This is a genomic window from uncultured Caulobacter sp., assembly GCF_947036865.1.
GTDB lineage: Bacteria > Pseudomonadota > Alphaproteobacteria > Caulobacterales > Caulobacteraceae > Caulobacter.
In genome coordinates, this window is record NZ_CAMQSF010000006.1 from 89,468 (window position 1) to 110,725 (window position 21,258).

General features: G+C 67.4%; 19 protein-coding genes and 1 tRNA gene. 7 read left to right on the plus strand and 13 right to left on the minus strand.

Annotated elements, in window-relative coordinates; all coding sequences use genetic code 11:
* The first annotated feature begins 158 nt into the window (after positions 1–158).
* Together manD and Q0V34_RS06445 are read left to right on the plus strand one after the other, a co-directional pair.
* Positions 159–1,370: a D-mannonate dehydratase ManD gene (manD, locus tag Q0V34_RS06440; RefSeq protein WP_297509471.1), complete on the plus strand. Its 1,212-nt coding sequence runs from the start codon at positions 159–161 to the stop codon at positions 1,368–1,370.
* Positions 1,371–1,496: 126 nt separating this feature from the next.
* Positions 1,497–3,380 carry a hypothetical protein gene (locus tag Q0V34_RS06445; RefSeq protein ID WP_297509473.1) on the plus strand — a complete coding sequence of 628 codons (1,884 nt, stop codon included), beginning with the start codon at positions 1,497–1,499 and terminating at the stop codon, positions 3,378–3,380.
* A gap of 18 nt (positions 3,381–3,398) precedes the next feature.
* On the opposite strand, the gene Q0V34_RS06450 is transcribed toward Q0V34_RS06445, so the two are convergent.
* Complete coding sequence (locus tag Q0V34_RS06450; protein ID WP_297509476.1) at positions 3,399–3,791, minus strand: VOC family protein; 393 nt, start codon at positions 3,789–3,791, stop codon at positions 3,399–3,401.
* A gap of 346 nt (positions 3,792–4,137) precedes the next feature.
* Here Q0V34_RS06450 and Q0V34_RS06455 point away from each other — a divergent pair, with 346 nt between their 5' ends.
* The 3 genes from Q0V34_RS06455 to Q0V34_RS06465 all read left to right on the plus strand — a co-directional run bounded on the left by Q0V34_RS06455 (position 4,138) and on the right by Q0V34_RS06465 (position 7,401).
* A complete protein-coding gene (locus tag Q0V34_RS06455; protein WP_297509479.1) occupies positions 4,138–4,395 on the plus strand; it encodes a hypothetical protein in 258 nt (85 codons plus the stop codon).
* Positions 4,396–4,483: 88 nt separating this feature from the next.
* Entirely contained in the window at positions 4,484–5,764 is a 1,281-nt protein-coding gene (locus tag Q0V34_RS06460) for an MFS transporter (RefSeq protein ID WP_297509482.1), read from the plus strand.
* Complete coding sequence (locus tag Q0V34_RS06465) at positions 5,761–7,401, plus strand: glycoside hydrolase family 43 protein (RefSeq protein ID WP_297509485.1); 1,641 nt, start codon at positions 5,761–5,763, stop codon at positions 7,399–7,401. The genes Q0V34_RS06460 and Q0V34_RS06465 overlap by 4 nt, the downstream gene beginning before the upstream one ends.
* A 9-nt stretch (positions 7,402–7,410) precedes the next feature.
* On the opposite strand, the gene Q0V34_RS06470 is transcribed toward Q0V34_RS06465, so the two are convergent.
* The 3 genes from Q0V34_RS06470 to Q0V34_RS06480 all read right to left on the minus strand — a co-directional run bounded on the left by Q0V34_RS06470 (position 7,411) and on the right by Q0V34_RS06480 (position 12,231).
* Entirely contained in the window at positions 7,411–7,545 is a 135-nt protein-coding gene (locus Q0V34_RS06470; protein WP_297509488.1) for a hypothetical protein, read from the minus strand.
* Positions 7,546–7,736: 191 nt separating this feature from the next.
* On the minus strand, positions 7,737–9,593 hold the full coding sequence (locus Q0V34_RS06475) for a glycoside hydrolase family 2 protein (protein ID WP_297509491.1): 1,857 nt from the start codon (positions 9,591–9,593) through the stop codon (positions 7,737–7,739).
* A 139-nt stretch (positions 9,594–9,732) separates the two neighbouring features.
* Entirely contained in the window at positions 9,733–12,231 is a 2,499-nt protein-coding gene (locus tag Q0V34_RS06480) for a TonB-dependent receptor (RefSeq protein ID WP_297509493.1), read from the minus strand.
* A 365-nt stretch (positions 12,232–12,596) separates the two neighbouring features.
* Here Q0V34_RS06480 and Q0V34_RS06485 point away from each other — a divergent pair, with 365 nt between their 5' ends.
* The gene (locus Q0V34_RS06485; RefSeq protein ID WP_297509496.1) at positions 12,597–13,244 is read left to right on the plus strand and encodes a TetR/AcrR family transcriptional regulator; all 648 of its coding nucleotides are present in this window, start codon (positions 12,597–12,599) and stop codon (positions 13,242–13,244) included.
* Positions 13,245–13,273: 29 nt separating this feature from the next.
* Here Q0V34_RS06485 and msrA read toward each other — a convergent pair whose 3' ends face one another.
* A complete protein-coding gene (gene msrA / locus Q0V34_RS06490; protein ID WP_297509499.1) occupies positions 13,274–13,924 on the minus strand; it encodes a peptide-methionine (S)-S-oxide reductase MsrA in 651 nt (216 codons plus the stop codon).
* Between the two features lie 157 nt (positions 13,925–14,081).
* Between msrA and Q0V34_RS06495 the strand changes: the two genes are divergently transcribed.
* Positions 14,082–14,171, plus strand: a tRNA-Ser gene (locus Q0V34_RS06495).
* Here the strand turns inward: Q0V34_RS06495 and Q0V34_RS06500 are convergent.
* From Q0V34_RS06500 to trbL, 8 genes are all read right to left on the minus strand, one after another.
* Positions 14,163–15,788: a recombinase family protein gene (locus tag Q0V34_RS06500; protein ID WP_297509502.1), complete on the minus strand. Its 1,626-nt coding sequence runs from the start codon at positions 15,786–15,788 to the stop codon at positions 14,163–14,165. The genes Q0V34_RS06495 and Q0V34_RS06500 overlap by 9 nt on opposite strands.
* Complete coding sequence (locus Q0V34_RS06505; protein ID WP_297509506.1) at positions 15,781–16,182, minus strand: helix-turn-helix domain-containing protein; 402 nt, start codon at positions 16,180–16,182, stop codon at positions 15,781–15,783. The genes Q0V34_RS06500 and Q0V34_RS06505 overlap by 8 nt, the downstream gene beginning before the upstream one ends.
* 146 nt (positions 16,183–16,328) lie before the next feature.
* Positions 16,329–16,769: a hypothetical protein gene (locus tag Q0V34_RS06510; protein WP_297509509.1), complete on the minus strand. Its 441-nt coding sequence runs from the start codon at positions 16,767–16,769 to the stop codon at positions 16,329–16,331.
* 9 nt (positions 16,770–16,778) lie between these two features.
* Positions 16,779–17,021, minus strand: coding sequence for a DUF2274 domain-containing protein (locus Q0V34_RS06515; RefSeq protein ID WP_297509511.1), 243 nt, complete (start codon positions 17,019–17,021; stop codon positions 16,779–16,781).
* Entirely contained in the window at positions 17,018–18,166 is a 1,149-nt protein-coding gene (locus Q0V34_RS06520; RefSeq protein WP_297509571.1) for a TrbI/VirB10 family protein, read from the minus strand. Before Q0V34_RS06520 ends, Q0V34_RS06515 begins: the two co-directional genes overlap by 4 nt.
* A gap of 83 nt (positions 18,167–18,249) precedes the next feature.
* Positions 18,250–19,275: a P-type conjugative transfer protein TrbG gene (gene trbG, locus Q0V34_RS06525; RefSeq protein ID WP_297509514.1), complete on the minus strand. Its 1,026-nt coding sequence runs from the start codon at positions 19,273–19,275 to the stop codon at positions 18,250–18,252.
* Entirely contained in the window at positions 19,272–19,955 is a 684-nt protein-coding gene (gene trbF / locus Q0V34_RS06530; protein ID WP_297509517.1) for a conjugal transfer protein TrbF, read from the minus strand. Before trbF ends, trbG begins: the two co-directional genes overlap by 4 nt.
* Positions 19,955–21,256: a P-type conjugative transfer protein TrbL gene (gene trbL / locus Q0V34_RS06535; RefSeq protein ID WP_297509521.1), complete on the minus strand. Its 1,302-nt coding sequence runs from the start codon at positions 21,254–21,256 to the stop codon at positions 19,955–19,957. Before trbL ends, trbF begins: the two co-directional genes overlap by 1 nt.
* Positions 21,257–21,258 lie beyond the last annotated feature (2 nt).

Sequence of the window (21,258 nt, forward strand, 5' to 3'; positions counted from 1 at the left end):
CCGTCCGACGCGGAGTCGGGTCGAAGTAGCCTATTGCATCCGTCGGGGGCGCGCTACAGAACCCTGGTCGGCGGGGTGGTAAGGCCACTAGCATCTTGCCAGATAACCGGCTAGAAGTGGTCAGGCCACTTTACGGCCATGCTCAACTTCCTAGGTCCATGCTGAAGATCATCGACGCCAAGGTCATCGTCACCTGCCCCGGTCGCAACTTCGTGACCCTGAAGATCACCACCGAGGACGGGATCACCGGCGTCGGCGACGCCACCCTGAACGGCCGCGAGCTGTCGGTGGTCAGCTTCCTGCAGGATCACATGATCCCCAGCCTGATCGGCCGCGACGCCCACCAGATCGAGGACATCTGGCAGTTCTTCTATCGCGGCTCGTACTGGCGCGGCGGCCCGGTGGCCATGACCGCCCTGGCCGCCGTCGACATGGCGCTGTGGGACATCAAGGGCAAGGTCGCGGGCCTGCCCGTCTACCAGCTGCTGGGCGGCGCCTGCCGCACCGGCGTCACCGTCTATGGCCACGCCAACGGCGAGACCATCGAGGACACCATCGCCGAGGCGGTGAAGTACAAGGCCATGGGCTACAAGGCCATCCGCCTGCAGACCGGCGTGCCGGGCCTGCCCAGCACCTATGGCGTCTCGAAGGACAAGATGTTCTACGAGCCGGCCGACAACGATCTGCCGTCCGAGAACGTCTGGTCGACCTCGGCCTATCTGAAGCACGTGCCGAAACTGTTCGAGAAGGCGCGCGAGGCGCTGGGCTGGGACGTCCACCTGCTGCACGACGTCCACCACCGGCTGACCCCGATCGAGGCCGCGCGCCTGGGCAAGGATCTGGAGCCCTACCGCCTGTTCTGGCTGGAGGACTCGGTCCCCGCCGAGAACCAGGCCGGCTTCCGCCTGATCCGCCAGCACACGACGACCCCGCTGGCCGTCGGCGAGATCTTCGCCCACGTCTGGGACGCCAAGCAGCTGATCGAGGAACAGCTGATCGACTATCTGCGCGCCACCGTCCTGCACGCCGGCGGCATCACCAACCTGAAGAAGATCGCCGCCTTCGCCGACCTGCACCACGTCAAGACCGGCTGCCACGGGGCGACCGATCTGTCGCCGATCACCATGGCCGCGGCCCTGCACTTCGACATGTCGATCCCGAACTTCGGCCTGCAGGAATATATGCGCCACACGGCCGAGACGGACGCGGTGTTCCCGCACGCCTACACCTTCGCCGACGGCATGCTGCATCCGGGCGACAAGCCGGGCCTGGGCGTCGATATCGACGAGGAACTGGCCTCCAAGTACGAGTACAAGCGCGCCTATCTGCCGGTGAACCGTCTGCAGGACGGCACCATGTTCAACTGGTAAGGCCAAATTGGCTTGACACCTACGGGCGGGCGCTGAGATTGGTCATACCAAACTCGGCGTCCGCCGGCTTGCGCCGCGACGCCGCATAACCGACCCGCCTGGGAGGGCGGGCGCCTTGAGCGAGCGATGCGCGTGCGTAGATTTCTGTTGCTGACGGCGGCCCTGACGGCCTGCTGCTCCGTCCCCGCCATCGCCGCCGAGACCAAGGCGCCGCCTTCCGCCCGCGATCCGCGCGGACCGCTCTACGCCGGCGCCGTCGCGCCGATGAACCGGACGATCGAGACGCGCCTGCTGCCGCAACTGGCGGTGCTGGCCGACAAGCTGGTGGCCGAAAAGCGCGACATGACCCTGGATGGGGTCAAGGTGTTCGAGGCCGACGACAAGTTCCTGCCGGGCAAGATCGCCGTCGGCCTGGCCTATCTGATCGTCGACACGCCGCGCGCCGATCCGAGGTTCGCCAAGTATCTGGCCGCCTACCGCCAGATCGCCGACCTGACCGTCGACGATCCCAACGACACCTGGGGCATCTACTACTATTGCCAGGCCATCTTCATGCTGAAGGAAGCCGGCCTGCTGGACGAGGCGATCGCGCCCGCGACGCTGGAGAAGCTGAAGGCCAAGCTGGACTGGCGGCGCTTCGTACGGACCGACGACCTCTCCCTGATCAACCTGCCGAACAACTATTACGGCGTGGCGTTCAGCGTGGCGCGGTTGCGCTACCGTCTGGGCTGGGAGGACGCCTCGGCGAGCGAGGCCCTGCTGAGCCGCACCCTGGAACACTACCGGAAATATTCCGGCGAATACGGCTTCGCCGACGAGACCGACGGCGACGGTCGCTTCGACCGCTACAGCGTGCTGCTGATCGGCGAGATCAGCCACCGCCTGATCGAGGCCGGCATGCCCGCGACGCCGGAGGTCCGCGCCTGGCTGCGGCGCTCGGTCGACCTGATGCTGCCGCGCCTCAATATGCGCGGCGAGGGCTTCGAATACGGCCGCAGCATCGGGACCTATGGCGAGACGGCGTTCCTGGAGGTGCTGACCGCGGCCGCCAAGCTGGACGTGCTGACGCCGAAGGAAAAGGCGATGGCCTACGCCTTCTCGTCGCGGGTGGCGGCGCGCTACATGGACTTCTGGTTCGACCCGGCCATGGGCTCGGTCAACATGTGGGAGCATGGCCGCCGCACGGATGCCTATCGCGCCAAGCACCGCATCCTGGGCGAGAACCTGAGTCTGGGGCGGCAGTACATCTACACCAACGCGATCTGGAACGGGCAGGGCTTCAAGGACAAGGCGCCCGACCCGGGCTATGCCGCCTGGCTCGACACGCTGCCCAAGCGCACGGTGACCTGGTTCGCGCGGGGCCGGAACGACCGGCTGGTCGTGACCATCCGGGATCGCGGGCGGGTGATCGGCCTGCCGATCATCAATGGCGGCGAGAGCCAGCACATGAACACGCCCTACTATCCGATCCCGTTCTCCCCCGGGATGCTGCAGGGCGTGGCGGATGGGGCGTTCCCGCAGCTCCTGCCGCGCATCACCCTGTCCGACGGGACCCAGCTGGCGCCGCTGGCCTATGCCGCGAACGTCAAGGTCGCCGGCCGCGGCGCGCGCACGACGATCACCTACGACCAGGATCGGCTGGACCGCCTGGGGGGCAAGGCGCCGGTCGCCGACGACCGCTTCAGCGTCGCGACCACCTATGGGCTCGAGCCCGGCCGGATCCGGCGCACCGACGTCTTCACGCCGAAGCCCGGCGTGGCGGTCAAGGCGGTCGACCTGGCCTTCGCCGGCTTCTCGGGCAACGCGACGACCAGGGGCGGCGTGACCACGTTCGGGACCGGCGACGTCACCGGCTTCCAGGTCGAGGGGCTGACCTGCTCGACCCGGCCGCTGGCCGAGGAGCGGGCCTATGAGAGCCCGACCGGGCCGATGACGTCCCTGACCAGCTGTACCGGCGCGGCCGGCGCCACGGGGCCGATCCGGGTCAGCTGGACGCTCACTTACCGATAAGCGCTTCTCGAGCCGAGGCTATTGCGCCGGCCCCACGCGGTAGGCGCACAGCTTGTTGCCGTCGAGATCGCGGAAATAGGCGGCATAGAACGCCTGGGGGCCTTCCTCGCCGCGCACGCCCGGGCCGCCTTCGCACTGACCGCCCAGTTCGATGGCCTTGGCGTACAGCGCGTCGACCTTGGCGCGCTCGTCCACGGCCAGGGCGATCATCGCGCCGTTGCCGAAGCTGGCGGGTTGGCCGTCATAGGGTTTGCCGACGCCGAACATCGGCTTGCTCCAGTCCACGCCCCAGGCGCAGCCGCCGGTCGAGAACTCCATCAGCCGGCCGACGCCCAGCGCGCCGAACAGCCCGTCATAGAAGCCCTTGGCCTTGTCCAGGTCGTTGCTGCCGACCAGCGTGTATCCGATCATCGCGCTCCCTCCCGTTCGTTGCGCGGGGGCAGGGTGGCCAAAGGCGGCGATCGACGCCAGCGAAAATTCATCGCGTTGGGTGGATTCGCTGGCCAGGAATTAGGAGAGCTTCCGGCGTGAATTCGCCTGTAAAAGCGCTGTAATTGGCGGGCTTAAATTAGCATTATCCATGTCAATGTCGAAATCTCGACATTTGTCTATTGCACAGCTTGAGCCTTTTTTCTCGCTTTCCTGAAGTACAGGTGGTAAGGTTTAGTCATCATCGGCAACGACCTCATCGAGCGCTGGTGGCTGAGAGAAGAGGCTCAGGCTTTCGCTCCCGCTCGCTATAGCCGTAGCCCAAGTCATGCCGACCTATCTGTTCTATCCGCGACGCGCCGACGGCGTCTCCCTGACCTTCATCGCCGAGATCGCCGAGAACGATGTCGAGGCTCTGGGCCTCGCCTCCGAGATCGCCCAAGCGCACGACTGCGCCGGGGTCTTCGTATGGGCGCCGGCTTTGGCCGAGGGGGGCGCGGACCGTTTCGTCGGCGAGATGACCCGCGCCGCCAAGCCGGACGCTCGCCAGCCGGCGCGGGCCAGGGACGCCGACGCCTCCCTCTGACCCGGCGTCAGACCACTCCGGAGTGGACGCCTGACCACATCGGCGATAGCGGTAACATCGAAAGGGAGCCGCTCGACGAGGCGCCCCGATGGGGAGAACCGCCTTGCCCAAGCTGCGCGCCCTGCGCTGGTGGATCATCGGCCTGGTCATGCTGGGCGCGATCGTCAACTACCTGACCCGTTCGGCCATGGGCGTGGCGGCGCCGACGGTGCTGAAGGATCTCGGCGTCTCGGTGAAGGAATATTCCTGGATCACCAGCGCCTTCCAGCTGGGGATCATGCTGCAGCCGGCCTGCGGCTACGTGCTGGACACGCTGGGCCTGCGGACCGGTTTCGCGGTGTTCGCGGCGGCCTGGTCGCTGATCGCCATGGCCCACGGCCTGGCCGCGAACTGGCAAGGCCTCGCCGCCCTGCGCGGCCTCCTGGGCCTGGCCGAGGGCTCGGCCCAGCCGGCGGGGATGAAGGCGGTGGCCACCTGGTTCCCGGCCTCCGAGCGCGGGTTCGCCGGCGGCGTGTTCAATATCGGCGCCTCGATCGGCTCGGTGCTGGCGCCGCCGCTGGTGGTCTGGGCCGTGCTGACCTGGAGCTGGCGAGCGGCGTTCGTGCTGACGGGCGTGCTGGGCCTCCTCTGGGTGGCGCTGTGGCTGATCTTCTATCGCGCGCCGGACCGGCATCCCGCCCTGAGCGCCGAAGAGCGCCAGCGGATCGCCGCCGGCCAGGAGGCGCATCTGGCGTCGGCCGGCGGCGCCCGGCCGTCGATCCCCTCGATCCTGGGGCAGCGGTGGTTCTGGGGCATCGCCCTGCCGCGCTTCCTGGCCGATCCCACCTGGGGGACGCTGTCGTTCTGGGTTCCGCTGTATCTGACCCAGACGCGCGGCTTTGATCTGAAGCAGATCGCGCTGTTCGCCTGGATGCCGTTCGTGGCGGCGGATCTGGGCTGCCTGTTCGGTCCGGCCGTCGCGCACCTGTTTCAGAAGCGCGGCGTGTCGCTGATCAATGCTCGGCGGATGGCCTTCACCCTGGGGGCGGCGCTGATGACCGGGATGATGTTCGTGGGCCGGGTTCACAGCCCCTACGCCGCCATCGCCCTGTTGTGCCTGGGCGGCTTCGCGCACCAGACCCTGTCGGTGACGGTGATCACCATGGCCTCGGACCTCTTCCGCCGCGACGAGGTGGCGACGGTCGCGGGCCTGGCGGGGATGATGGGCAATCTCGGCGTGCTGCTGTTCTCGCTGCTGATCGGCGGCCTGGTGACGCGGATCGGCTATGACCCGTTCTTCGTGGCGCTGGGCGTGCTGGACATCGGCGGCGCGGTACTGCTGTGGACCCTGGTCAAGGACCCCGCCGCGCCGGAGGTCGTCCGATCGTGAGCGCGCCGATGATCCGCAATCCCATTCTGCCCGGCTTCAACCCCGACCCGTCGATCGTGCGGGTGGGCGAGAACTATTACATCGCCACCTCGACCTTCGAATGGTTCCCGGGTGTGCAGATCCACCATTCGCGGGACCTCGTGAATTGGCGGCTGCTGACCCGGCCGCTGACCCGCCCGAGCCAGCTGAACCTTTTGGGCGACCCCGACGGCTGCGGCGTCTGGGCGCCGTGCCTGAGCCACGCCGACGGCCGGTTCTGGCTGATCTTCACCGACGTCAAGCGCTATGGCCGCACCACGGTGGGCGGGGCCTCCGGCGCGTCGCTGCGCGACTTCCACAACTATCTGGTCACGGCCGAGACGATCGACGGCGAATGGTCGGACCCCATCCCCCTGAACAGCTCCGGCTTCGACCCGTCGCTGTTCCACGACGATGACGGGCGCAAGTGGCTGCTCAATCAGCTCTGGGACCACCGGCCGGGCCGCAATCGCTTCGCCGGCATCGTGCTGCAGGAATATTCCGTCGCCGAGCGCCGGCTGGTCGGCGAGCGCAAGGTGATCTTCCAGGGCACGGCCCTAGGGCTGACCGAGGCGCCGCACCTCTACAAGCGGGACGGCTGGTACTATCTGGTCACGGCCGAGGGCGGCACCGGCTGGGGGCACGCGGTGACCATGGCGCGGTCGCGGACGATAGACGGACCGTACGACCTGCATCCCGACACGCACATGCTGACGGCCCACGACCGGCCGCACGTGGCCTTGCAGCGCGCGGGGCACGCGGACCTGGTCGAGACCGCCGCCGGCGAGACCTACGCGGTCTATCTGTGCGGCCGGCCGCTTCCCAATCGCGGGCGCTGCGTCCTGGGCCGCGAGACGGCGATCCAGAAGCTGGTCTGGGGCGAGGACGGCTGGCCCCGGACGCTGGACGGCTCGGGCGATCCCACGCTGGAGACGCCGGCCCCGGACCTGCCGCCGCACCCCTGGCCCTCGCCCTCGACGCGGGAGGACTTCGACGCGCCAAGCCTGCCGATCGACTTCCAGTGGCTACGCTCGCCGTTCCCGGCCGAACTCTTCAGCCTGACGGAGCGGCCCGGCTTCCTGCGCCTGTTCGGCCGCGAGAGCCTGGGCAGCCTGTTCCGCCAGGCGTTGGTGGCGCGTCGCCAGCAGGCGCACTGCTATTCGGCCGCCACCGTGATGGACTTCGAGCCCGCGCACTTCCAGCAGGCGGCGGGGCTGGTCTGCTACTACAACGGCCAGAAGCTGCACTATCTGCACGTCAGCCACGACGAGGCGATCGGCAAGCATCTGCGGGTGATGACCTGCACGCCCGACAGCCCGCAGGCCGACAGCTTCACCGCCCCGATCCCGCTGGCCGCCGGCCCGATCGCGCTGCGGGCCGAGGTCGATTTCGAGCGCTTGCGGTTCGGCTACCGCCAGGGGGACGGGGCGTGGACCTGGCTGCCGGAGGTGTTCGACGCCTCGATCCTGTCCGACGAGGCCACCACGCCGGGGGCGCCGAACTTCACCGGCGCGTTCGTGGGCATGGCTTGCCAGGACACATCGGGCGCCGCCGCGCCGGCCGATTTCGACGTGTTCGAATACCGCGAGCGCGACTACGCGCGTGATCCCACGCGGTGACCGCTCGGATCAGAGCGCGCCGGTCAGCAGGCGTAGGCTGTCAATCAGCGCGCTCCATAGAACGAGCGTCAGCAGGACAGGCAGCAGGCGGCGGAGCAGAAAGGCGCCCGGGTCGAAGCTGACGACGTATTGGCCGTGAAGCATGGCGAAGTCCTGGCCCAAATGAAGCCGGCTGGCGCGCGCGAGGCGGGCCAGCCGGCCACAGAAGGTGTCGGACGCGGTGGGGTGCGCCGAGTCCTCGACACATCGACGAGTCTCCCCTTCGTAGCAACCACCGAGCTTGTCGCGCCGCTGCGACAAAGAGGCGCAGGCGCCAGCGGACGCGGAAGCCCCGCCTATCGGCCCGCCTCCTTGGCCTCGTAGAAGCCGCGCAGCACGAAGAAGGCCGGCTTGCGGCGGCCGGTCGGCGAGACCAGGCCCTTGCGGTTCCAGCCCTGCTGATAGATCGGGTGCTGGCGGCGCGGCGCCCGGAAGTCCTTCAGGATCCAGGGCGACATGCCGCGCAGGGTCGGGGCCTTGGCGGCCATGGCCAGGGTCTTTTCGTAGTAGGCCTTCTGGAAGTCCTCGGAGAACTTGCGCATCAGCTTGGGGTCGCTGAAGCCGGCCAGGGCGTCCGCGCCGAATTCCGAGAACACCAGCGGCTTGTCGGTCGCCTTCCAGACCATGTCTGGCAGGCGGTCCAGCGGGTCGTCGCTGTACCAGCCGTTATAGGTGTTGGCGGCCAGCACATCGAGCTTGGCGGCGAGCGGGTCGTTCAGGCCCATCTCCACCGTGCCGTCGGGCGCGGTCTTGCGGGCGGTGAGCAGGGCGGCGGTGACGAGGCGGCTATCGTCCAGGGCGCGGACGTCGTCGACCAGTTGGCCGAGGAAGGTGTTGCGCGGCTCCGTGATCGGGGTCTCGTTGGCCACGCTCCACAGGATGATCGAGGCGCGGTCGCGGTCGCGGCGGATGTTGTCGGCCAGCATGCCGCGCGCCAGGGCCAGGGTGCGGGGATTGGAGAAGTCGACCAGCCAGTAGACCGGGATCTCGCTCCAGACCAGGAGGCCCATCTCGTCGGCCAGCCGCGTCATGATCTCGCTGTGCGGATAGTGCGCCAGCCGCACGAAATTGCCGTGCAGGCCTTGCTTGACCTCGGCCAGCAGGGCGCGCGCGCTTGCCTCGGTGATCGTGCGGGCGGGGTTGTCGCCGAACTCCTCTTCGTGGACCGAGATGCCGCGCAGGAAGATCGGCTTGCCATTGAGCAGGATCTGGCTGCCGCGCGTCTCGATGGTCCGCAAGCCGACGCGATCGGTCAGGCGGTCCTCGTCGGTCTGGACGACGACGTCGTAGAGCTTCGGCGTCTCGGGCGACCAGCGGACCAGCGACCTCGGCGCGGCGGTCGAGGCGTTCAGCGCGCCGCCCGCGTCCGTCACGCCGGCCAGGTCAAGACCGAGTTCGGCGATGCGGACATGCACCGTCTGGTTCGCGGCCCGGGCGCCGTCCAGCTTGACCGTCGCGGCGATCTTGCCGTCCTTGGTCAGCCGCACCCAGGCCTCGTCGACGAAGGTGCCGGGCGTGATCACCAGCCGCATCGGCCGGGTGACGCCGCCGTAGTTCTCCCAGTCGGTGACCGGCGGCGGCACGCCGTCGGTGCGGGCCGTCGAGTCGACGCCGACGGTCAGCTGGTTGTTGCTGGCCCGCAGGACGTCGGTGACCTCCAGCGAGAACGGCGTGAAGCCGCCCTCGTGCTCGCCGACGCTCTTGCCGTTCAGATAGACCTTGGCCGTGTAGTTGACGGCCTCGAAGCGCAGGAAGGCGCGCTGGCCGGGCTTGAGCGGCGGGGCGTCGAAGCGCCGCGCGTACCACATCAGGCCCTGATAGTAGCGCAGGGTCGGATCATGGCCGATCCAGGCCTGGGGCAGGACCGCCGTGGGGGCGCGGTCCATGTCGTATTCGTAGAGGGCGGTCGGCTTGGCGCGGGTCGCCGCGTCGACGTCGACATCGTCATAGCGTCGATGGCCAAGGCCTGGCGGGCCGTGGTGGAAGCCTTCCAGTCCGTCGCGGTAGGGATCGACCGACCAATGCCAGGTCCCGGAGAGGTCCAGGCCCTCGCGGGTGTCGGCCCGCGTCAGGGTGGGCGCGCCGGCTGTCGCGGCCAACGGCGCCAGCAGGATCAAGGCGCCGAGCGCGCCCGCCAAGGTCTTCAGTCCCATCGTTCCCCCCGTCTTGGTTTGGCCCCATCAAACATCGCCGATGGTCAGGGCGCAATAGAGATTGGTCAGGCCACTTTGCGCAAAGAAAAAGCGGCCCGGCGTGACGCCGGACCGCTGGAGGTGGGGTCTTGGTCTTGGCTTAGAACGACTTGCGCACCGTGACGCCGTAGGTGCGCGGCTGGTTCGGATAGCCGCTGTAGCTGCCGTCCTGGGCCACGGTCGGGAAGGCCGAGATCAGGCTCTTGTCGTCGGTCAGGTTACGCGCCCACAGCGACACCTCGATCTGGTGCGCGGTGTTGATGACGCCCAGGCTGGCGTTGACGACGTCGGTGCCGTAGCTGGCCAGGGTCGGCGACACCGTCTCGGTCAGCTGGACCTTGCTGCTGTGGTCGTATTCCACGCGCGCGTAGCCCTGCCAGTTCTCGGCGATGTCGTGATTGACCGTCGCCGAGGTCGAGAAGGACCACTTGGCGATGCCGGCCGGCGTGTCGCCCGTCAGGTTGCGGAAGTTCGGACGACGGCCGGTGGTCGGATCGACCGGGCAGCGGACGGTGTCGAAGGTCACGCAGGCCGCGCCGGTGAAGCTGTCGTACTTCGGATCCAGATAGGTGACCGAAGCGGCCAGGTTCAGCCACTGGACCGGACGCCAGGCGCTGTCGACCTCGAAGCCCTTCACCGACTCCTCGCCGGCGTTGACCAGGCTGTAGCCGAGGCCCGTGAAGGCGTTCGACTGGAAGCCCTTGATCGACTGCTTGAAGGCCGCGAGGTTGGCGTAGCCGCCGGGGAAGCGCGCCTTCACGCCCACTTCATAGACGCTGACGTCTTCCGGATTGGCCGTGCGGCCCACGCCGTTGGCGTTCGGCGGACGGCTGTCGGACGACAGGTTGTAGGCGCCGGCCTTCCAGCCCGTGGAGTAGCTGACATAGGCGTTGATCGCGCCGAAGTCATAGGCCGCGCGCACGGCGTAGGTGACCTTGTCGCCCTTCAACTGGCCGGACTCGGTGGCGTTCGGATAGTTGGTCGGGCCGTGGGTCGGATCGTTGCCGTAGAAGAACTGCAGGCCGCCCAGGGCGCTATAGATGTTGCCCGGCAGGCCGAGGGCCGTGAACTGCGGCACGGCGCCCAGGTTCAGCGACGAGAACGGGTCGTTCAGCACGACGTTGGAGCGCGCGTTCTTGGTGTCGTTCATGTAGGCGAGGCCGCCGGTCAGGGTCAGCTTGTCGGTGACCTTGTAGTCGACCTGGCCGAACAGCGAGTACGACTCCTGCTTCATCTTGTAGTAGTCGTTGATGCCTTGACCGGCCTGGAAGTAGGTCGAACCGGGCCTGATCGACGGCGTCACCAGGCTCTGCAGGAACTCCAGCGCGTAGATGTTCGAGCGGCCGTTCAGGGCCGGGCGCAGCGTGGGGGGCAGGGCGCCGAGCAAGGTCGGCGGGACCGCGCCGCCCAGGGCGTCGGCGAAGGCGCGGACGTCCGTGCCGTAGCTGACGGTGCGGCCGGTATCCAGCTTCTCGTTCTGGTAGAAGCCGCCGATCAGCCAGTTGATCGGGCCATCGCCGCTCGACGCCAGGCGCATTTCGTGGGTGAAAGTCTTGATGTCGTTGGCGGTGCGGTTGTTGGAGATGTCCGCGCCGGTGAAGTCGATGTCCTGGAACGAGGCGTTCTTCTGGTCGCGATAGGCGGTGATCACCGTCAGCTTGGCGAAGCCGAGGTCGTGGTCCAGTTGGCCCGAGACCCCCTTGCCCGACAGGTTGTTCGCCGGGTCGGTGTTGAAGATCACGTTGCGGTCGAAGATCTTGGTCGTATCGCTGATCGGCTTCTTCAGGATGCCGCCGATGGCGAGGGTGGCCGGACCGTTATAGATCGAGGTCACGCCGCAGCAGGTCTCGTTGATCTTGTTGTAGTCGGCGATGAAGCGGAACGAGGTCTTGTCGGTCGGCTCCCACAGCACGTCGCCGCGGATCGACCAGCGGTTCCGGTCGTTGACGTCGCTGCGGGTGGTCTGATTGGTGAAATAGCCGTCGCGCTTGTTGACGCTGCCCGACAGGCGCACCGCCAGGGTGTCGCTGAGCGGGCCGGTGATGGTGCCCTTCAGCTGCCGGGTGTTGTAGTTGCCGTAGGTGGCCTCGACCTTGCCGCCGAAGTCGAACTGGGGCCGCTTGGTGACGATGCTGATCGCGCCGGCCGACACGTTCTTGCCGAACAGGGTCGACTGCGGGCCGCGCAGGACTTCGACGCGCTCGATCTCGGGCAGGTCGTCGAGGGCGGCGGCGGACCGCGAGCGATAGACGCCGTCGATGAAGATGCCGACCGAGCTTTCGATGCCGTCGTTGCCGTTGCCGTTGCCGAAGCCGCGGATCACGAAGTTGGTCTGGCCCGCGGCGTTGAATTGCTGGACCTTCAGCGACGGCACGACCGACTGCAGGTCGAGCAGGTCGCGAACCTGAGCGCGTTCGATCGTCTGCTGGCCGGTGACGGCGACCGAGATCGGCACGTCCTGCAGGGTCTGTTCGCGCTTGGTGGCGGTGACGACGATTTCCGCGATCGAGTTGTTATCGGCGGGGGTTTGTTGGGCGTAGGCGGGGGCGGCGATGGCGAGCGCCAGGGCCGACGCCCCCAGCAGTTGGACGTTTCTCATTACTAACTCCCTGTTTTTCTTTATTATCGGCCACGCTCCCTCTCATCCCGCCTCGAGCACTCGCGGGTTCTTTGTGGAGAAGGACAGCCGTGTTGACGTAGCGGAAGGGCGCTCCTGGCCGGAAGGTCGACCCGCGAAAGGCGGTCGAAGGCGTTTGACCGTGGAGTAGGACGCTTTGCGTCATGTTTCCGCCCCAGCCCGGACGAGCTTGCATCCCGTCCGTAACTGACGCTGATTTTAATATGATCTCGATATTCTAGCGCAAGTTAGAATTTATCCGATTGAACCCGCGAAGGTTCGGGACAAACTAGGCCAGCGGCGCTTGCCCCGGCGACAGAATCGGGCGGCCGCGCGGGAGAGAACGGTTGTCGAAGGGCGCGGACCTGATGATCCTGGCGGAAGACGTCAGGCCCCTGGCGCATAGCCAGAAGTCGATGAAGAAGCGCGAGGCGATCCTGAGCGCGGCCATCGAGGTCATCAACGCCAAGGGTTTCGCGGCCGCCACAATGACCGAGATCGCCGCGGCGATCGATCTGCGGGACGCGGCGCTCTACTATTATTTCCCGAACAAGCAGGCCCTGGCCTTCGCCGGACACCAGCGCTCGCTCGAGCGGTTCGAGGCCATCCTGGCCCGGGTCGAGGCCGAGGGCGGCACGGGCCTTTGCAAGCTGCGCCGCCTGCTCGCCGCCCTGCTGGACGACGCGGTTGGCAACGGCCCGCAGCTCTATTTCGGCGACAACTCGTATCTCGACGCGGAGCAGCGCCAGGCCATCGAGGCCTGGAGCGCGCGCTTGTCGGCGCGGCTGGAACGGTTTCTCGAGGACGGCATGGCCGACGGCACCATCGCGCCCTGCGAGCCGGCGCTGGTGGTGCAGCTGATGGTCGGCATGCTGATCTGGCTGACCAAGTGGGCGCCGACCACGCCGGGCCTGACCAACGAGCGCCTGCTGGAGGCCATCGAGGTCATGGCGCTGAAGGGCCTGGCGGGACCCAAGGCCGTCGCCGGCCCCTGACCCCGCCCGGCCCGGCCCCGCCCGCCGGCTCAGGCCTCGACGCCCACCCCGATCGGGCAGACCACGCCGGTGCCGCCGATGCCGCAATAGCCGCCAGGGTTCTTGGCGAGGTACTGCTGGTGATAGTCCTCGGCGAAATAGAACGGGCCGGCCGCGGCGATCTCGGTGGTGATCGCGCCCAGGCCCTTGGCCGACAGGGCCTGCTGATAGGCTTCCTTCGACTCCGCCGCCGCGGCGGCCTGGGCGTCGCTGGTGACATAGATCCCCGAGCGATACTGGGTGCCGATGTCGCCGCCCTGGCGCATGCCCTGGGTCGGGTCGTGGTTCTCCCAGAAGGTCTTCAGCAGCGCCTCGTAGGTGACGACCTTGGGGTCGAACACCACCAGCACCACCTCGGTGTGGCCGGTGCGGCCGGTGCAGACCTCCTCGTAGGTCGGGTTCGGCGTGATGCCCGCCGCGTAGCCGGCGGCGGTCACATAGACGCCGGGAACCTGCCAGAACACCCGCTCCACGCCCCAGAAACAGCCCATGGCGAAGATCGCGGTCTCCAGGCCGTCGGGGTAGGGACCCTTCAGCGGGCGACCGTTGACGAAGTGCGTGGTCGCCGTGGGGATCGGCGCGGCGCGGCCGGGGAGGGCCGTGTCGGCGGTGGGCATTTCGAGGGACTTCTTGAACAGCATGGCGCGGCCCTTTCGCAGGCGGGGATTTCGCGTCGCCAGATATAGTGCCGGCCCCCGCCGTTTTCATCCCGTTACGCGCTTGCTACCGGCCGGCCCCTGAGTATATTGCGCGCCTTCCCGCGCCGGGGGTCTCAACCACCCTCGTCTCGAACGCGCTGGTGAGGTGGCCGAGTGGTTGAAGGCGCACGCCTGGAACGCGTGTATAGGGGAAACTCTATCGAGGGTTCGAATCCCTCTCTCACCGCCATTTCAGTCCCAAGCTGGGCACGCCGATTCCCGCCGATTTCCCGCTGGAAACGGCTGTGAGCGTGCGCAGCAGCTCTCCCTTCGATCCCATGATGCGGACTTCGGTCTCCCCGACCTCGACCCGCTGGGCGAAAGCGCGCAGGTGATCCCGCCGATAGCCGCCCCCGTCGAGGCGGATGCGCTGCCGCGCCACGTCAGCGAACCGGCGCACGGTGGCGGGCGTCACCGCCCGATTGCCGGAGCTTTCGAGCATGGCCTGCGCCCGCTCGGCATCGACCTGCGCCTGGTCCCGAAGCGCCTTCAGCCCGGCGATGCGGTCCTTCAGCGCCGGGTCGGTAATATCGGCCACGCCTGATTCGATCGCGTCATAGAGGCGCTTGAGCCGAAGATCGGTCTCGGCCGCCCGGCGGTTCAATTCGGCGATATGGTCCTGCCGGCGTTCGGCTCGCTCGTGGCGACGGTCGAGGACCGAGGCCAGCACCTCTTCCAGCCGGTCGGGCTGGAGTAGCCGATCCTCGATATGGCTGGCGACGATGGTGTCGAGCTTCTCCATCGGGATCGAGCGGCCCGAGCAACCGGTCTCACCCTGCCGCGCCTTGATCGAGCAGGTGTAGTAGCGATAGCGCCCGCCCTTGCCGGTACGGATCGTCATGGCCCCGCCGCACTTCTCGCAGAAGCAGATCCCGGTCAGCAAGGTCGGCCCGCTGACCACGCGCGGCGGCGTGACCTTGGGATTGCGGGCTCTCAGATGCGCCTGCACCGCGTCGAAGGTCTCAAGGTCGATCAGCGGCGGCACGGGCACCGTGACGATCTCGCTGATGGGCTTCAGCTCCTTGGTCTTGGAGCGCTTGTTGAACTCATGCTCGCCGATATAGGTGCGGCGCGTCAGGATGCGGTGAAGCTGGCCGATGCCCCAGCGCCCGCCGTCACGGGTGAAGATGCTCCGGGCATTCAGATGGGATACGATCGCCTTGACGCCCATCGGGCCGGACGTGCCGTTGCCCTCCAGCGCCAGCCGGTAGATCAGTCGCACGGTGTCGGCGTGCAGCGGATCGATCTCCAGCTTCTTCTTGGTCTTCGCCCCACGCTGCTCGGCTGCGACGATGCGATAGCCGATCGGTGGCAGCGCGCCGTTCCAGAAGCCCTGCCGGGCGTTCTCCTTGAGGGCGCGCATGACGTGCTTGCCGTTCTCCTTGGACTGATACTCGTCGAACAGCGCCATGATCTGACGCATCATGTCGTGGATCGGATCGTCACCCAGTTCCTGCGTGATGGAAACGAGCCGGACGCCATTTTTGGCGAGCTTCCGGTAGTAATATTCCATGTCGAAGGCGTCGCGGAAGAAGCGAGAGAAGCTGTGAACCAGCACCACGTCGAAGGACGCCGGTTTGGATGTGCCCGCCTCGATCATGCGCTGGAACTCGGGCCGGCGATCGTTGGTGGCGGTGTTGCCCGGCTCGACGAAGATTTCGACAAGCTGGTAGCCGCGCGCCTGGCAATAGGCTTCGCCTTGCTTGCGCTGGTCTGGGATGGACACGTCATGCTCGGCCTGCCGCGCGGTCGAGACGCGGAGATAGAGGGCGGCGCGCGTGGCGACCAGCGGAGCTTCTTTATTCATGGTCGTTCTCCTTGCGGCGGGATGGCTGGCGGCGTGGACCAGTCAACGCCAATTCCAGCACGACGCGATCGTGGATGAGTTTGGGTGCGAGCTTTCGCCCGCTGCGCTCCATGCGGATCAGGCCGCAACCGATCATCGTCTTGAGTGTGCGCGAGAGGTTGGACTTGGCGCGATCGGATAGCGCCGCCAGTTCGTCGAGCGAGTCCGGGGCCTGCTCTGCGATGATGCGCAGCATCTCGCGATTGGGAGCCGAAAGAATGCGGGCAAAGGATTCGGTCGAGGCGAACCAGGCGGTGGGATCACCCGGCGACGGCTTCTCCTCGCCCTGTGCGATGCGCAGTGTGCGGGCTTTCATCTCCTCGGGATCGGCGATGCCGACCTTCAGCGTTGTCATGGCGTATTGCCTCCGTCTGGCGCCCGCCGGGCCTGACCAAGGTCTTCGACGGCGGATCGGAAAATCACCGCCTATAGTTATCATCACAGAGTAACTACTTCAAGTGAAAATGCGTCCGGACGGGCATAGCCAGGGCCGATCACGGCTCACTTGGACGGCCCGAATAGCTCGTCGAAGATGTCGCCGAACCATGCCTCGAACAGGTCGATCTCGGCCTCCGTCACCGGCACGCGCTCGGGCCAGTCGTCAGTGACGGTCCAGGTCTCGACATCGTGTTTCGGCGGTCGGCCGATGCGCGGGGCTGGCGTCTCGATGTCGTCCTGCGGGATATAGTCGTAGAGGTCGTCGGGCAGAGCGCCGGACATGATACGGAGCCGGCGTCGCGGGCGATCAGCGGCGCGCCGGGACATGGGAATCACGTTGTGTGAGATGATCAACCGTAACGACACCTGACCCTTCATCCTGCTGCTGGCCTTCGCCCTGACGCCGCGCAATTCTTCCAGCATCGGCGGATTGCGCGAACTGTGAAGACGGCGCGTTGCGATATCGCGATCGGGTTTGGCGATCGGTCTGATGGAGATATGCAAGCGTCGGCATCACGATGGCCCGCCCCCACTCCCCGGCATAGTCCGCCGCGCTTTCGCAAACGCGCGATCGGTGGCGATGAACCGCTCCAGCATCGGCACGATCAGGCGGACGGGATCGGTGGGCGGATGGTTGTTCTCGCGGCCGAGCACGTCGGCATAGGCGGTCAGGTCGCGGTGGAGGTCGGCGGGCAGTTCGACCGTCACCTTCACCGGCTTATCGTCGGCAATCGGTCCGAGCTTCAGCTTTGTCATGGCGTGGCTCCGTATGGTTCGAGCACGAGATCGCGGGTGACGATGACACGGACGGGGAATCCTGGCCGGATGGTGAGGGTCGGCTGGACGTTGAGCTGGCGGCGGACGATCTGCTGACCGGCGTCGTTGATGGTGTCCTGCGCACCGTCGCGGATGGCGCCGATCAGCCGGTCGTTCTGATCGGTAGCGAGTTCGGCACCTACGCCGAGCAGCGTCGAGAGGGCGGCGGCCTTCGCCAGATCCCACCAGTGGTAATCGACGCCGTCCTCCAATCCCGCATAGCCTTCGGCGTCCGCGCCCGGCTGGCGCTCCAGCACGATCGACCGGCCGGTCGGCAGGATCAGCCGGTTCCAGACCAGCAGGACGCGGCGCTGACCGAAGCCGACGCCGTTGTCGTACTGGCCGATCAATCGCGTGCCCTGCGGCACGAGCAGGATGCGGCCGGTCGGGCTGTCATAGACATTCTCCGTGACCTGGGCGGTGATCTGGCCGGGCAGATCGGAGCGGATGCCGGTGATGAGCGCGGCCGGAATTACCGCTCCGGCTTGCAGGATGTTCGGCGAGGCTGGTGCCGTGACGCGATCGGGCGCGACGGTACGCCGGTCGGCCGCCTGATTGAGGAAGGCAAGTTGCCGGTCCTGGGCCGAAGGCGTCGCCGGCTGAGGCGCGAGGCCGAGGCTGGCCAGGTCCGGCAGGGACGGCGTGGCATTGGCGGTCGTGGTCGCCGGTGACGCCACGTTGCGCGTCTCGGTGGAGGCGAACAGCCGGCCGGTCCGCGCCGCTTCGATTTCCTGAAGCCGGCGCTGCTCTTCGGCGCTGAGACCCGGCGGCGTCGCGGTGGGTGCGCCAATGCCCGGCGCAGGCACGGGCTGACCGCGATTCTGGGCGTCGAGGATCGGCCGACCGAGATCGCCGGGCAACGCCGGGCCGAGAACGGGGCCGGTATAGTCCTTCGGCAGACCGGCCAGACCGTCTGGGGTCGAGCGGTTGTCGGTAGAGATCAGCTCCTCCGGCCTACCGCCATCGCGGGTCTGAAGGGCGTAGATCAGCGCGCCGCCGATACTGAGGCTGCCGACCAGGCCCAGACCGGCGAGCACCTTGCGCGACAGACGGGTGACGCGCGGGGGCTCGGCCCGCAGCCGCATGGGTGCGGCGGGTTCGCCGGTCAACGGGCGGGCGTCATCGTCATCCGGCTCAGGCGTCAGCTTCTTCTCGGGACCGATGTCGCTCACGATGCCGGCCTCCCGTCGGTGCGGGTGATGCGGACGCGGCGCTGGGTGTCGCCCGTGCCGAAGCGCAGTTCGGCGGCGGCGAACAGCCGGTCGACGATCATGTGCCGGCCGCGAACCCGGTAGTTGACCAGCTCGGAGGTGTCGCCCTCGGGACCGACCACGAACAGCGGCGGCATCTCTCCTTGCGCGATGCCGCGCGGGAATTCGATGAACACCTGTCGGCCATCGTCGAAGGCGCGCAACGGCCGCCACGGCGCGCGGTCGCCCTCGATCAAATATCGGAAGTTGACGTTGGCGAGATCCACGCCGTTTGCGATGGGCTGAGCGGCCTCCGCTTGGGCGTTCTGCCGGCGCAGGGCGATGAGCTGGTCCTGCGGATACTGCCAGGAGACGGACGCCATATAGGTCCGCTCGGTCGAGCGCAGCTCCATGTGATAAGTGCGCAGGTTGGTGTTGATGACGAGGTTGGTCATCAGCTCGGGCCGCGTCGGCTTCACCAGGATATGCACCTGCTGGGTCACGCCGGAGCCGCTCAGCGTGTCGCCGATGATCCAGCGCACGGTGTCGCCGGCAGCGACCGGGCCGGAGCCGACGAGGGTTTCGCCCGGCTGGAGCGCGATGTCGGTGATCTGGCCGACGGCGGTGTAGACCTGATAGAGCGCGCCGCCGGTATAGGGATAGACCTGCATGGCATTGATGAAGCCGTCCCGCACCGGCTGGATGCGTGCGGCGGCGTTTGCCTGATTGACGCGGGCGGCCGGATCGGTCGGCTCCGGTGTCTGGCGCGACCGCTCCACCGGCTTCATCTGGCCGGGCAACGGCAAGGGACGCGGCAATTCGACGACGGTGACGGGCGACGGCGGATCGACGGTCTGCACGGCGGGCGCGGCATCGTCATAGGCGATCTCGGGCGGTTTTTGCGTCGTGGCGCAGCCGGCGAGCGCCGACGTGCAAAGCAGGAAAGCCGCGAACGCGGATGTGCGGGAAGCCGGCTTCCCGGCGTTACGGAAAGACGGTCTCATTGACCCAGCTCCTTCGACCAGTTGATGGCGTTGACGTAGATTCCGAGCGGATTGGCCCGGAGTTTTTCGGCGTCGCGCGGCGGCGCTACAGCAATGGTCAGGATGGCGGTCCAGCGCGAGGTTTCCGCGAGGCTGCCATCCTGATAGCGGCGCTCGACCCAGGCGACGCGGAAGCTGTCGGGCGATGCGCGGATGACGGACGACACCTCGATGGCGATCTGTTGCTTGCCGACCTTGGTGAAGGGGTCGTTGACGCGGGCATAGTCATTGAGCGCCATCGCGCCGCGATCGGTGGTGAACTCGTAAGCGCGCAGCCAGTTCTGCCGCACGATGATGGCGTCGGCCGGGATCGAGCGGACCTGCTCGATGAAGCGCGCCAGATGCCAGGCGATCTGCGGATCGGTCGGACGGTAGTCGGCTTGCGCCGGTGCGATGGCCTGCGCCTGTCCGAGCCGGTCGACCTGCACCACCCACGGCACGATCGAGCCGTTGGCCGATTGCCAGACCAACGCGCCGGACAATCCGGCCGACAGGATCAGCGAGCCGAAGGCCATGAGCCGCCAGTTCTTCGCCTGAACGCGGGCCGAGCCGATGCGCTCATCCCAGACCTGGGCGGCGCGTTGGTAAGGGGTCTCGGGTTGCGGCGTCTTGCCGTAGTGGGTGGAGGGTCGTTTGAACATCAGCGGTCGCTTTCGGAGAGGTTGACGGAAGAGCCGCCGCCATGGCTATCGCCAGACTTGACGGCATGGGCAGCGGCCTGGACACCGTGGGAGGCTTGCTGGCCGCGCTTCATGCGCTTGGCCCATGCGGGTGGGCCGCCAGCGCTGGCGGACGAAGACGATGCGGATGGCGCGTCGGCGCTATCCGGCGCGGCCTCGCCGCTGACCGACCGTTCGCCGGCCTGGAAGCTGTCCTTCATGGAGGCGGCGGCACGTTTGAACGGGCTAGCGATGGCGGAACCGGCCTTGGACGCGCTCGTGCTGGCGACGCCTGACGCGCCACCCGCGCGATAGGCAGCCGTGGCTCCACCGGCGAGGCTCGCACCGCCTCGTGCGGCAGCGGCAGCCCCTCCGGCCAGAGCGGCGCCACCGGATGTGACGGCGCCGATTGCAGCACCTCCGGCGGCGACCATGCCGCCTGCCGCCAGACCCGTTCCGATCGCCGCGCCCGCGCCGAGTTGAGGGCCGCCGGAAACCAGCCCGTTGGCGATGCCGGGACCGAAGATGCCGAGGCCAAGCAACGAGAGCGCGGCCAGTACGATCGCCATCGCGTCGTCGATCGTCGGCGCGGCGCCGCCGAATCCGGCGGTGAACTGGCTGAACAGCGTCGAGCCGATGCCGATGATGACGGCCAGCACTAGCACCTTGATGCCGGACGAGATGACGTTGCCCAGCACCCGTTCAGCCATGAAGGCGGACTTGCCGAACAGCCCGAAGGGAATGAGCACGAAGCCGGCGAGCGTCGTCAGCTTGAACTCGATCAGGGTGACGAAAAGCTGGATGGCGAGGATGAAGAAGGCGAGCAACACCAGCGCCCAGGCGAACAGCAGGCAGGCGATCTGGATGAAGTTCTCGAAGAAGGAGATCCAGCCCATCAGGCCGGAGATGGATTCCAGCAGCGGCCGTCCGGCGTCCAAGCCGACCTGCGCCACCTTGCCGGGGCGCAGGAGATCGGTGGTCGTGAACCCCGTGCCAGATGCCTTCAGGCCGAGACCGGCGAAGCTCTCGAAGACGATCCGTGCAAGGTTGTTCCAGTTGCCGATGATGTAGGCGAAGACCCCGACGAACAGGGTCTTCTTGATGAGCCGGCCGATGATGTCGTCGTCGCCGCCCAACGACCAGAACAGCGCCGCGAGCGTCACATCGATGACGATCAGCGTCGTGGCGATGAAGGCGACCTCGCCCGACAGCAGGCCGAAGCCGCTATCGATGTAGCGGGTGAAGACGGCCAGGAACTGGTCGATGACGCCGGTGCCGCCCATGG